A 13,056-nucleotide genomic window follows, 5' to 3' on the forward strand; every position below is an offset into this window, starting at 1 on the left:
TCGGCCAGTCGTCGTGGCGTAATAGTAGCAGTTCTGCAGCTACCGAATGGAACGTGTCCCGAAAGAAAAGCGAAGTGTGACGAACTGAAATTCCGAAACGAATCGGATTCAGTCAGTTAGTTCTGCCGGCGCAGCGCGAGCATAGCTGCAGCGAGCAGGGCAACGACGGCAACGGCAACACCGAAGCCGGGCGTCTCGTCGTCTACGGGTTCGTCTTCTGGGTCGTCTTCTGGGTCGTCTTCAGGCTCGTCTTTGGGCTCGTCTTCGGGCTCGTCAACAGGCTTCTTCTCGACGACGTTCAGGGTGCCACTGTCGGACTGGTCGCCGGCAGTGACGTCCCAGTCGATGTCAGCTTTCTCGGCAGTGTCGAAGTCGAAGCTCCCGCTCCACTCTTCGTCAGGCTCGAGCGTGACGCTTTCGTTCTTGACAGTCTCACCGTCGGTCGTGACGGTGACGGTGATGTCGTCGGCAGCACCGCCGTCGTTGCTGACGGTCACGTCGAGTGCAGCGTCGTCACCGACTTCGACTTCGCCGGGTGCGGTCGCGTGGAGGTTGATCACTGCTTCGTCGGCGTCGACGAGGACGGCGTCGATACTGTCCTCGAGGTCGTAGTCGCTGTCGTAGCTACTTTCGTCTTCGTGGGAAGCACCGAGTTCGAACTCGATGCCGGGATCGTACTCGCTGAAGTCGTAGGTCGCAGCGAAGGTGCCGTCCGCTTCGACGATGGCGTCAGCGCTTTCGGTGAAATTCCCGCCCGAACGGGCGTTGGTGCGGATCTCACTACCGGGTGCGGTAGTGGTCGTTCCACTCACTTCAGCGTCCGCGGCGTTTGGCACCTCTTCAGCGGAGTGATACCACTCGACGACTGGCTCGACGAGATCGAACTCGGTTTCAATCTCGATTTCGTCGTCTGCGTCGTCGACGTACGGGCTTTCCTCGGTGATCTCGTAGGTTAGGTCGTACCCACCCAGGTCGAATTCCTCGCCGATCTCGTCTTCGTCGTACTCGAGTTGGAGCACGAGGTCCCCGTCGTAGTGCTCGAGGTCGGTGTAGACAGCGCTGACGTTTATCTGTTCGATATCGTCGTCGTCACTTGCATCGGTTTCGTTGATCGTCCAGACCTGCGCACCGACGTTCGGACCGGGGTCCTGTTCGACGACGGTGATGTCGATGTGCTCTTCAGCGAGGTGGTCGCTGACCTGGTCACCTCCGCTTGCATCGGCGACAACACCGGAGAGGCCGAAGTCCTCGAGCGTCACGAGGAGTGCGTCGCCATCAGCGACGTCCGACTGTTCGGTAACGGTCGTCTCGTTGAACGCATCGTAGTCGTCGAGACTCGAGTCGATCGGTGCGACCGCGGTGGTTACGTCGGAGACCGGCGATCGTTCGTTGACGGAGAAGAACTCCGTGTCGGTTTCGGGTTCGACAACGGGGGTCGCGTACGATGCGCTATCGACGCTCTCGTCGTCGAAGCCGAGTCCGGCGAACATCGTGTAGTCGTGGTCGCCGAGTGCGCCGTCGATCTCCGTTGCGTTTGCGTACTGTTCTTCGAGGTCAATTTCGTCTTCGTAGTCGGGGTGGACACGCCACGACTCGCTTTCGTTGGGAGCGTTGGCGTTGAACTGGAGAACCGCCTCGTCGACGTTGTGGTCCTCCGCTTCGAACATTGCACTGGCCTGGAAGTACGTCTTGTCGTACTCGCTGATCTGGATATAGCCTTCTTCAGCGTGCGTGAGTTCGAGTTCGATGTCGATCACGTCACCGATTTCACCGGAAGATTGCTCGGCGAAATCGACGGACGAGTCGTCGTCGACGACGTCGATCGTGGCGTTGTCCCACGCGAACGAGTCAGTGATTTCGAACTCGAATTCGTACTCGTCGGCGTCGAAGTCCTCGAATTCGATGTCGAAGTCATCCTCGCTCTCGACGTCTATGAGCGTCAGGATGTCGTCATCGGTGTCGACTTCAGTCTCTTCGTAGTCGATGTACTCCTCGAGGTCTTCAGCGTCGACATCCTCGCTGATAACGTCGACGTGCTGGTAGTCACGCTCGCTATCGATATCGAGGGTGGCAGACTCGTCCTGTGGGATAGTGTTGACGTTGAATTCGGCACTAAGCTCTTCTTCAGCGGTCCAGAATTCTTTCTCGTCGAAGTGCGACTCATTAGCGCTGAAGTGATATCCTTCGCCAGTCTCGAGGTCTGACGTGTCGAATTCAGCGGTCCCGTCGGTAGCTTCCACCGACGTCACGAGTTCAGGATTGTCGAGTTCAACGGGTCCTTTGTAGAGAATGACGGAAGACACGCTGTCCCCGAATTCATCGTCCTTGAGTGTGAGTTCTTGTCCGATGTAGACGTTCTCGACGTCATTGCCGCTGGACCACGTTGGGCCACCGGCATCTGGGCCGTGCCCGACATCGGTCGGTTCGAAGACTTCGATCTCACCGTTGTAGGTGTCTGCTTGCTCCTCATCGACGGTAGCCGTGATGTTTAGGTCGTAGCTACCTTCTTCGACAGAGTCGAAGGAGACATTCTCGGTCTTGGTTTCGTTTCCGCCGACCATCTCGAATTCGAGGGTCTCATTGCTGTCACCGAACTCAACATCGGCCTCAACCCCGGTAATCTCCTCATCGCCCGTGTTCTCGAGGGTCACGTCGATGTCGACTTCATCGCCAGCTGCGACCTCGTCGTCGTACTCTGCGCTCTCAATTTCGATATAGTCTTCTGGGTCCTCGATCTGTTCGGAGACTTCGATCTCACCGTTGTAGGTGTCTGCTTGCTCCTCATCGACGGTAGCCGTGATGTCTAGGTCGTAGCTACCTTCTTCGACAGAGTCGAAGGAGACACTCCCGGTCTTGTTTTCGTCTCCGCCGACCGTCTCGAAGTCGATGGTCTCATTGCTGTCACCGAACTCAACATCGGCCTCGACCTCGGAAATCTCCTCATCGCCCGTGTTCTCGAGGGTCACGTCGATGTCGACTTCATCGCCAGCTACGACCTCGTCGTCGTACTCTGCGCTCTCAATTTCGATGTCCGATTCTCCGGGATCGTCTGCCACTGCCGTGCCCGCGAACGCGGCGGACATAGCAACGGCAGAGACGATCATAATCGCTGCTAGAAACAGCGATTTCGCCTTCGTCCGTGGAGGTTGGTCTGTCATGTTGTGTGAGTTAGCTTCGTTCGTCGATTCGCAGTCGATTCGCCGGGCGGCAACCGTTATCGTCGCATCCGTCGGCTCGTCTTCCAAGGCGACTCTGGCTCCGAGTAGGGGTGCCCGGTACGTTCACGTTTCCCGGAATAAAATTTTCGGTGAAAAGTCAGTAAACCTGTTATTATCAGATCGAAACGGACGATGGAGACAGTCAACCAGGCGTTTCGTCCCGGCAACCGGAGGCAGGCCATCACCGCGAGAACCCTCGAGTGGTGGCTCTGGATCGCCGGCACGGGAAACACGAGGCCTCCTCACGATGAACGTCGTGGCGCGGGCGACCGGCGACGGACGAAAGCAGCGAGGAGGCTCACGAGCGGTTTCGTTGGTCTGGGCGTCGGGAAGGTATCGAGGCGCAACCGCCGGTCGCCGACGGTTACGACCGGCAATCCGTACTGGAGTCCGTCTCGGGGCACTGGCCGAACCGTTCTGTCCGCCCAGCAGGTTACACTGCTTCCGTTCTCGGTTCGGCCGGCGATGCAGACTCTCGGACGATAATCTCGTCTGGGCTATCGACCTGAATCGCGTACTTCTTGTACGAAAATTCGATCGCAGGGACGACCCGACTCGAGTCGTCCGTTCGAAATATCGCATCGAGTGCCTCGGTGTCGATAGCGTCGTGGAGGGGCGGATGTAGTTCCTCGACGGTCGTCCCTTCGTGTTCTGCGACTGCCTGTGCGATTCTGAAGCTGACTGGCGGTTTGGATGTCATGCACGTCGCTGCCAGATTGTTGCCAATAAAGACCGCGGTCCTTTTACTGACGTGCGTCTGTCGACCGTCAGACAGTGGTAGCGTTCGAACGACGCGAGGCCTCGAGTGATAGGGTTTGTTGTCAGTCAGTTCCGGCGCGACCGCGAGTTTTCCTGTGGTTGCGCCGGGACATCGGGACAGCAGTCCGCATGAGAGCACGGCCGAGTCTGCCGGCGGTCGGGACAACCGAGGAGTGCCACACCGTGGCTCTCCGGGCGATGTCGGGAGCTGGCCTCATATCCGATGTTCGTCTGGAAAAGAAGGTCTCACTGCAGTGGTGTGTCAGAGGCACGCAGTGTCGTGAGACCAAGCTAGCTTTCTCAGTTCGTACTATTCATTGTTCTGGTCGAGAGTTGCGGTCGGTCCACGCGGACGCCGGCTGGTTGCAAGAACGAGACTGGACGCGAGAACGGCCAGACAGGGACTGTCGTAGCCGCATCGATGCGTTCCTGCTAACGGGTGTCGAGACGAGAACCACGGACTGTCAGGGACCACTCGTTCCGTGACAACGAGGAGTGGCAACTCTCGAGGCACGCGATCCGGGGCTCGTCACGGTGAAGAGAGTTCCGCGGCCCGTCGTGAGTCGGCTCGGTCGTCGCCATTGGCCGTGTGACGGTCGTGGGCGGACTCGAGGACCTCACGAGTAGCGGTCACTGACGGGCAGTTCGTCCTCGAGCACACGATAGACGCGCGGTTGGGGTGACGACGCGAGCGAGAGAGCGGACCGTGAACAGGGAGAAACGACCCGAAGTTGTGCAGGCGCTGTGCAACGAGTTCGGTTGATGCTGTAAGCACGGTGGCGGTCAGTGTGTCGTCTGGAGACTGCCACGAGGCCGGGAATCCGGAGAGGATCGATCGCGTGGTGGCGACGGGTTGGCGTTACTCGTCGGGACTCGGTGACTGGAGTCGTGAGAGATACGACGCCAGGTCGGTCGTCGTGACGATGCCGATTGCTCCTGCGTCTTCGTCGACGATCGGGACGTGTTTGAACCCGTGTTCGATCATCAGGTCTGCGACGTCACGGATACTGTCCTGGGCCGACGCCGTGACGATGTCCGTGCTCATGTAGCGTTCGACCGTCGTTTCCGCCTTGGGACGGCTCTGGGCAACGATGTCGACGAAGTCGGTCGAGGTCAGAATACCCTCGAGTTTGCCGTCGTCGTCGACTACCAGCGCCGAACCGATTTCGTTTTCGAGCAGCACTCGTGCAGCGTCCTCGACCAGCGTGTCTCGCTGCACCGTGTGTATCGATGACGACATAACGCGTGCCACGAAAATATCGTCCATACCGTAAAATAAGGGGTTTCACTAATAAGGGTTGTCGAACGAGAAATACTACTGAAACGGGTTTTCACGTCGATGCAGATCGCGTCACCGTCGACGTGGTCCGCATCTTTTAGGCCCCGTCCCCCGATGTGCCGGTATGCGAGTCAGCGAGGCGGTCATCGACCGGCTGGTGGAAAACGGTATCGACACGTTGTTTGGCATCCCTGGCAAGCAGACGCTGCCGCTGAACGAGGCTGTCGACGAACGGAACGACGTCGAGTTTGTGATGGCGCGCCACGAGACGGCTGTCTCCCATCAGGCGTGGGGGTATGCCGAAACGAGCGGGGAGATGGCCGCGACCGTCGTCATCCCCGGCCCGGGCGACATGAACGCGATGAACGGGCTCAAGAACGCGAAAAACGACTGTACGCCGGTACTACACGTCGCTGTGGAGACCGAACCCGAGCTCCGTGGCGGCGACGGCATCCACGAGACGCCGCCCGATACCTACGAGAACGTCGTCAAAGAGAACATCACGGTACAGACGCCCCAGAGCACGATCGCCGAACTCGAGCGGGCGATCGATGTCGCACGGACGCCGCCGAACGGCCCGGTCCGGATCGGTATCCCGAAGAACTTCTTGCCGATGGACGTCTCGCTTGCCGAACCCGGACGGGACGGGCCGACGTCGGGCGGCGGGGTCCCTGCGGAGACGATTTCGGCGGGGGCGTCGTTGCTCGCGGACGCCAAAGCACCGATCGTCATCGCGGGTGGCGGCGTTCGCGCGTCGGGTGCGAGTGACGAACTGCGTTCGCTTGCAGAGCGGCTCGAGGCTCCCGTCGTGACGACGTACAAGGGAAAGGGCGTGTTCCCCGACGATCACGAACTGTCTGCAGGGACTCTCTGTGGCGGAAGTGGGACGGCTATCAAGACGTGTCTCGCCGAGGCAGACGCGGCGCTGGGCGTCGGCACCGACTTCGACGCGGTGACGACGAAAGGGTGGTCGATCGACGTTCCCGACGACCTCGTCCACGTTACGCTCGAGGCCACAGATGTCGGCACGGGCTACGAGCCGACGGTGTCGATCGTCGCCGACGCGGGACGGACGCTGTCGGCGCTCGAGGACGAGCTCGCCGGTCGCGAGATTGCGAACCGGGATGGGGGCGAACGTGCTCGGCGGACGCGGAATGCGATCGCAGACCGACTCTCGGAGTTGGCTGCGGTCGACGAGCCACCAGTGACATCGGTCAGTGCCCTCGAAGCGCTTCGAGAGGCGATCCCTCGAGATAGTGTCGTCGCCGTCGACGCAGGTGGGTTCCGACTGTGGGCGTTGGTCGCGTTCGAGGCTTACGCGCCACGCGACTACGTCAACCCTGGTTCGTGGGCGACGATGGGGACCGGTGTCCCGTCGGCGATCGGTGCGGCCGTCGCCAACCCCGACCAGGACATCGTTGCGATCACTGGCGATGGCGGTCTCATGATGTGTGTCCACGAACTTCACACGATCGCGGACGAGGGACTGGACGTCACGGTCGTCGTCCTCGACAACGACGATTACGCGATCATCAGCGAGGAGGCCGAACGTAGCTACCGGATGGACGCCGGCGAGTACGGCTGGAGTGAGACGCCGATCGACTTCCAGTCGGTCGCCGGCGGGATGGGACTCGAGACGAGACGAGCCGAGACGCCGGCCGAAATCGCCGAGACGGTCGGCGACGCCATCGGGACTGCTGGCCCGGTACTCGTCGAGATTCCGACCGATCCGTACGAGCCACAGTCGGGTGTCTGGATGAACGAATCGTGAGACCGGCCGCTGCCCTCAACATTTGCCGGTAGAAGGTATCTAGGGGCCAGAATTTAGCAATCGTTATCCGGGAGGCCACCTGTCTGTCGATCACACATGAGTACGGAGCAGGTTGGTGAGATGACCGACAACGACAGGTCGATCACGGGATTCGTGATGATCTCGCACGCGGTCGTCCACACCTACGAACTCTCGATTCCGATCCTGATGGTGATCTGGATCACCGAGTTCGGCGTGAGTACGGCGATACTCGGGACTGCCGTCGCGGTCGGCTACGGGCTGTTCGGTATCGGCGCGCTTCCGGCCGGCGTTCTCGTCGATAGGTTCGGTTCGCGGGAGCTCGTGTTGGCCTGTCTCGCCGGGATGGGGGGGTCGTTCCTCCTGTTGAGCGCGGCCCAGGGAATCGTAACGATCACGCTTGCACTCTGTGTCTGGGGAATCGCAGCGAGCGTGTACCACCCTGCAGGTCTGTCGCTGATCTCGACCGGCGTCGAGCAACGCGGTACCGGCTTCGCCTACCACGGGATGGCTGGCAACTTCGGTATCGCGTTCGGGCCGTTGCTCACTGCGGTGTTGTTGCTGTTTTTCGACTGGCGACTCGTCACTGCTTTGCTGGTCGCCCCAGCCATGATCGCGATCGCCTACGCTGTCACTGCAAGCTTCGACGAGACCGCCGCGGTCGAGACCGACGGTGGCAGCATCGAAGACGACCGTGATAGTCCAAGTTCGCTCTCGGCGTTCGTCGCCGACAGCAGGGCGCTGTTCACGCTCGGGTTCACAGTCGTCATGCTCGTCGTGATGATGAACGGACTGTTCTACCGCGGGACGCTTACGTTTCTCCCTGACGTCTTGAGTGACTTTCTGCCGGACGTGACAGCACAACTCCAGTTGTTCGATCCGGACAGCCCGATGGCAGAGGAGTTCGACCCTGCGTCGTATCTCTATGCCGGACTGCTGATGGTCGGGATGGCCGGCCAGTACGTCGGTGGAAAGCTGACCGACCGCATCCCGACCGAAACCGGGCTCGCGGTGATCTTTGGCTCGCTCGCCGTCGTCGCCGTCCTGTTCGTCCCCGCAGCACAGGCCGGCACGACGACGCTGGTCCTCGTCAGTGTGGTACTCGGTTTCCTGCTTTTCTCCCTGCAGCCGATGTACCAGGCGACGATCGCCGAGTACAGCCCGCCCGGCGATCGGGGACTCTCGTACGGTTACACCTATCTCGTCGTCTTCGGCATCGGCGCGACCGGAGCAGCTATCGCCGGCTACTTGCTCGAGGTGACGACGGTTATGGGAACGTTCGTCGCACTCGCTGCGTTCCCTGTTCTGGGGTGTCTGTTCGCGCTCTTGCTGTACCGGTACGGCGAGCGACGCTGATCAATCCCGGCCGAGATCACGACTGTCTCGACTGGACGGCACGGCGTCAGTGTCGGTGTCTTGGCCGACTCTCTCGCTGACTCTGCGTTGGGCGTCACCTTCGGGGTTCTCACAGGCGTGCCCGTGTTCACGTTCGTGACTCGGAGACTGGACACTCGGCACCGGGTTGTGGCGACCGAGTGATAGGTCTACGACGTGCATCCACGTCGCGTTGCGGCGTTTGGTCTACGGTTTTATATCTTCGCTCCCAATGCCCGGACATGCAGTCGACTCCGCGCGTGATCGTCGTCGGTGGTGGACTCGCTGGACTCGTGGCAACGCGGCACCTCGCGGGTGCTGGCCTCGAGGTGACGCTTCTCGAGCGAAACGGGACTGTCGGTGGCCGCGTTCGCACGGTCGAACGAGACGGGTTCCGGTTCGACCGCGGGTTCCAGGTGCTTTTCACTGGCTATCCTGCAGTGCAGCAGGAACTTGACTTCGGGGACCTCGATCTCCGGCGGTTCTCGCCGGGAGCGACGATCGCCCGGCCGAACCACCGCTCGACACTTTCCGATCCGCTCCGGGACCCGGGGGCATTGGTGGCGACGGTGCTCAATCCGAACGTCTCGTTCTCCGACGAGCTTCGCGTTGCACGCCTCTGGTGGGAGCTTCGACGACTCGATCTCGAGGAAGTGTTTCGCGGCCCCGACGAGTCGATCGAATCGTATCTGCGAGGCCGGGGGTTCTCGGACGACTTCCTCGAGAGCTTCGTCGTGCCCTTCTACGGTGGGATCACGCTCGACCGGTCGCTGTCGACCTCGAAGCGGATCTTCGAGTACACGTTCCGGACGCTTGCGGCGGGATCGACTGCCGTCCCGGCCGAGGGAATGGGCGCGATTCCGACACAGCTTGCAGACCGAGTTCACGAGGAGGGAGCAACGGTGCAAACGGGCGTCGAGGTCCAGTCGGTCTCGGGTGCGAGTGCGGGCGTGACGGTGGTGGCCGACGACGCCGACTACGAGGCCGACGCGGTCGTCGTCGCGACCGACCCGCCGTCTGCCCGCGACCTCACTGGTGTGGACGCGATCCCGACCGACGGCCGGGGCTGTGTGACCCAGTACTACGCGCTTCCCGCGCGGGCCGAGTTCGAGACCGGAAAGCGACTCCTGTTGAACGCTACTGACGACGGGCCGAACCAGATCGTCCCCCACAGCGAGGTCGCGCCCGAGTACGCACCTGGCGACCGGATTCTGCTCAGTGGGACCTACCTCGGCGACCCAGACGCCGACGACGAGGAACTCGCCGAACGAAGTCGGTCAACGCTCGAGTCGTGGTATCCGGAACGGTCGTTCGACGGGTTCGAGTGCGTTCACACCGACCGCATCCCGTTCGCCCAGTTCGTCCAGCCGCCGGGCGTCCACGAAGGTCTGCCCGATGCTCGCGACCCGAACGGAGCGATCTATCTGGCCGGCGACTACACACACTGGTCGTCGATCCAGGGTGCGATAGAGAGCGGACGGGACGTGGCAACGGCCGTGCTCGAGGATCTCTCCTCGTAAGTCGAGGCTATAAACTCTGGCCACCATTATGTCCCGCAAGCGAACGTCGGGAGGTGTCCCGTTTCAGCCCCTCCACCCGAACCAGGTGTCGACTCCGTATCCTCGAGGGCGCTCTCGCCGTATCGTTCCTGTTCCTGTTGCTGTGGGCAGCGGCGTTCTCACCGGTGCTCGGTCCCTGCTGGCTCCACTCGAGTCGCTCGCTGTCTCGTCGCCGAGAACCGCGTACGCATCGTCGGGGATTGTGTACTCCGTAGTCACTACCGGTCTCGTCGCGTGCCGTCGAATGGTCGTTCCGAACCTGTCAACAACCCACCCTAAATATCATCCATATAACAATTATTGGCGTCGGTTGCAACGACCCGGATATGGGAGAAGTTCCCCGACACCACGACAATATCGACTCCCGAACTGATCGATTCGGGCGGACTCGAGCGCTGATCGTCGTCGCAATAGTGAGTATCGCAGCAGTAGTGACGAACAGCACCGTGACGCTACTCGCCGTGCAGTTGCAGTCGGTCGGCGGCGACGTTCTGACGGTCGGCGTCAACCTACTTGCGATTCAGGCTTCCTTTCTCGCCGTCGGCGTCGGATACGTGTGGTATCGACCGACTGTCCCCGTCTCCGTTCGGTTGCCTACCCAGGGCGAGTTGCGTCTCGCCACCGCTGCCCTCGCTGCCGGACTGGGCACCGTGACGCTGTCGTTTGCAAGCACGGACGTGCTGCTACTCGCCATCGAGATATCACCCGGCTTCACGGGGTATGCGGGCTACAGCATCTCGTCGGTGGCCGTCTTGCTCGTCGGCGCACTGTTGTCCCTGCTGGTGGTCGGCCCAGTCGAGGAGTTCCTCTTTCGCGGCGTCGTTCAGGGGCGACTGCGGCTGGCGTTCGAGCCGGTTAGGGCGATCGGACTCGCCGGCCTCGTCTTCGCGTTCTTCTACCTGTATCCGATTCTCTTGCTCGAGCCGCCGGCCGCAGTGATCGTCCACACGACCGTCTACTATACAGTAATGGGTGTGATCTTCGGCGTGACGTACGAACAGGCGGGAACGCTCGTCGTTCCCGCGCTGGTACACGGTCTATTCACCGTCACGCTGTTTCTCGCCATGGTGCCGTTCGCGTAGCTACAACAGTTCCCGACACTCACCCAGCGGTGGGAACCACAGGGTCTCCCCGACTTCGCCGTCCTGGACTGCCGGATAGAAGGCGTCGGCGTCGGTTACGAACGGCGACTGGAAGTTTCGAGCAGTCATGCCGTTGACCGTCGCACCGCCAGCGAGGCGGGTAAACGCGGGCAGGACGAGTACGTCCGCACCGTTGTAAACGTCGGGCCCGTAGAGCACGCAGGGGAGTTTCCGGCCGTCGACCGACAACGCGGGATGGTCGTGGCCGACGACGTACCTGTCGGCGTCGGTTTCCGGCGGTTCGTGGCCGTGACAGACGACCGTCTCGTCGTCGAGTCGGTACTCGTCTGCCGTCGAGCCGTCGAAAACGTCCTCGAGCATCGTATCGTGGTTGCCCGGGGTCACGACGAGGTCGGCCCCTCGCTCGTCGACCGTCGACGCGAGCGCTTCGAGATCACGTTCGACCCCACGCGGAACGCGGTCGAACGAGTGGAGCAGGTCGCCGGCGACGACGACCGTCGCGGCGTCGGTGCACTCGAGCAGGCCAGCGAGGCGGTCGCGCACGTCTTTGCCGTCGTCGATCGGCGCGTCGACGCTCGAGGCGACCGCACGGCCGAGGTGGATGTCGGCCACGACGAGTGCGTTAGCCGAGGGGAAGTAGCCAGCGCGCTCGAGGACGGAGAACGGAACGTCGACGGCTGTGGTCGTCACGGTCGGATCAGTCGGCAGCGGTGCCAGTATTGTGTTTGTCGGGCCGGTACTCGTCTTTGCCGAGTGCCTCGAAGAGGTCGTACTCGTTGCCCGAAAGAACGTACAGCACCTCCTCGAGCGGTGCGAGTACCTCCGGGAGGATTCTGACGACGAGATAGGTAATGCCGATCAGCGCGACGACCGACAGCGATTGTGAGACGTAGTTGTGTGCGACGAGGTAAGAGACTCGGTCGGCCTCGGCACCCAGATAGGTCGTCATGAACGAGACGATCCAGTCCTGCTGGAACCAGCCCCACGGAGAGGCCAGGCCGATGAAGACGTTGCGTGTGAGATTGAGTGCCCAGATGACGCCGATCGAGAGCGCGAAGGCAGCGGCCTTGCGCTTCAACGGGGCCGTAACGGACGCGATCAAGCCACCGAAGATGGCCATGCTCCCGAGCCCCGTACAGGCCATGACGATGTAGGTCGTCCGCCCGGTGACTGTCTCGTTGGGATCGAAGTCGAAGCGACTCTCGTACCCGTTTACCCCCTCGCTGAGCCCGGGGCTGTGCCCCAGCAGTTCCATCCCGTAGTGAGTCTGGGCGGCGGTCGTCTCGATCAGCCACGCTCGGACGAATGGAATCGTCTCGGCAGGCAGGTAAATCAGGCCCATGATCCCGACAGCTTTCGTGAGCAAGAGTAGCGACTGGCGACCGGCAAAAAGGAGGTATCCGGTGTAAGCACAGAGCGGGAGGGCAGCCAGCGCCAACACGGTCTGTAGCGGGCTCTGTACGTCGTAGTAGTAGTACGGCACCATCGTGAGCCAGAAGACCCCAAAGAGCAGCCATGCGACGGCTCCGATGCGGCGGGCAGCGTCCGGTCCGCTCTGCCAGTGCAAGAGGAAAGCGGCAAAGAAAGCACCGATCGAGACCCAGGCAAGAACGTCCGTGAGCCCGATACCGCCGACTATCGCGGGGACGTGTGGAATCACATCGGCGGACTCTAAAAAGACGACCGAGTCGACTCCGACCGCAAAGGGGGCGGACGACATGTTCAAATTATCCGACGAACTCGCTCGGTATCAACTTGACGCCTCGCTTTCGTCGTCATGTAGCTGCGTGGCACTCGGAATGGGCGTTTACCCGTTTGTACGAGTCCCCTCGAGTCCAAGGCCGAAGCAGAAGGATTGGTCGTAGATACGACGACCCCGAAAACACAGTCAAGCGATGTGTTTCGTGTGGGTTCATCCACGAGGACAATCGACCGTCACGCGAGCTGTTTGCGTGCCAGAAGTGCACGACTCATA

At 61.4% G+C, this 13,056-nt stretch carries 9 protein-coding genes; 4 read left to right on the plus strand and 5 right to left on the minus strand.

Annotated elements, in window-relative coordinates; genetic code table 11:
- Nucleotides 1-116 precede the first annotated feature (116 nt).
- From NATGR_RS04320 to NATGR_RS04330, 3 genes are all read right to left on the minus strand, one after another.
- On the minus strand, nt 117-3,158 hold the full coding sequence (locus tag NATGR_RS04320; RefSeq protein WP_015233324.1) for a BGTF surface domain-containing protein: 3,042 nt from the start codon (nt 3,156-3,158) through the stop codon (nt 117-119).
- A gap of 493 nt (nt 3,159-3,651) precedes the next feature.
- Nucleotides 3,652-3,918, minus strand: coding sequence for a HalOD1 output domain-containing protein (locus NATGR_RS04325; RefSeq protein ID WP_005581229.1), 267 nt, complete (start codon nt 3,916-3,918; stop codon nt 3,652-3,654).
- Nucleotides 3,919-4,836: 918 nt separating this feature from the next.
- Nucleotides 4,837-5,244, minus strand: coding sequence for a CBS domain-containing protein (locus tag NATGR_RS04330; RefSeq protein ID WP_015233325.1), 408 nt, complete (start codon nt 5,242-5,244; stop codon nt 4,837-4,839).
- Nucleotides 5,245-5,380: 136 nt separating this feature from the next.
- Between NATGR_RS04330 and NATGR_RS04335 the strand changes: the two genes are divergently transcribed.
- The 4 genes from NATGR_RS04335 to NATGR_RS04355 all read left to right on the plus strand — a co-directional run bounded on the left by NATGR_RS04335 (nt 5,381) and on the right by NATGR_RS04355 (nt 11,060).
- Nucleotides 5,381-7,027: a thiamine pyrophosphate-binding protein gene (locus NATGR_RS04335; RefSeq protein ID WP_005581227.1), complete on the plus strand. Its 1,647-nt coding sequence runs from the start codon at nt 5,381-5,383 to the stop codon at nt 7,025-7,027.
- Between the two features lie 96 nt (nt 7,028-7,123).
- Nucleotides 7,124-8,401 (plus strand): MFS transporter, encoded by a 1,278-nt coding sequence (locus tag NATGR_RS04340; protein WP_005581226.1) that lies wholly within the window; start codon nt 7,124-7,126, stop codon nt 8,399-8,401.
- A 260-nt stretch (nt 8,402-8,661) separates the two neighbouring features.
- Complete coding sequence (locus NATGR_RS04350; protein ID WP_005581224.1) at nt 8,662-9,939, plus strand: NAD(P)/FAD-dependent oxidoreductase; 1,278 nt, start codon at nt 8,662-8,664, stop codon at nt 9,937-9,939.
- A 365-nt stretch (nt 9,940-10,304) separates the two neighbouring features.
- Nucleotides 10,305-11,060 (plus strand): CPBP family intramembrane glutamic endopeptidase, encoded by a 756-nt coding sequence (locus NATGR_RS04355; protein ID WP_005581223.1) that lies wholly within the window; start codon nt 10,305-10,307, stop codon nt 11,058-11,060.
- Here the strand turns inward: NATGR_RS04355 and NATGR_RS04360 are convergent, their stop codons facing one another.
- Together NATGR_RS04360 and artA are read right to left on the minus strand one after the other, a co-directional pair.
- Nucleotides 11,061-11,771: a metallophosphoesterase gene (locus NATGR_RS04360; RefSeq protein ID WP_005581222.1), complete on the minus strand. Its 711-nt coding sequence runs from the start codon at nt 11,769-11,771 to the stop codon at nt 11,061-11,063.
- A 7-nt stretch (nt 11,772-11,778) separates the two neighbouring features.
- Nucleotides 11,779-12,801: an archaeosortase A gene (artA, locus tag NATGR_RS04365; RefSeq protein ID WP_005581221.1), complete on the minus strand. Its 1,023-nt coding sequence runs from the start codon at nt 12,799-12,801 to the stop codon at nt 11,779-11,781.
- Nucleotides 12,802-13,056: the final 255 nt, after the last annotated feature.

It is taken from the genome of Natronobacterium gregoryi SP2, from assembly GCF_000230715.2.
GTDB classification, from domain to species: domain Archaea; phylum Halobacteriota; class Halobacteria; order Halobacteriales; family Natrialbaceae; genus Natronobacterium; species Natronobacterium gregoryi.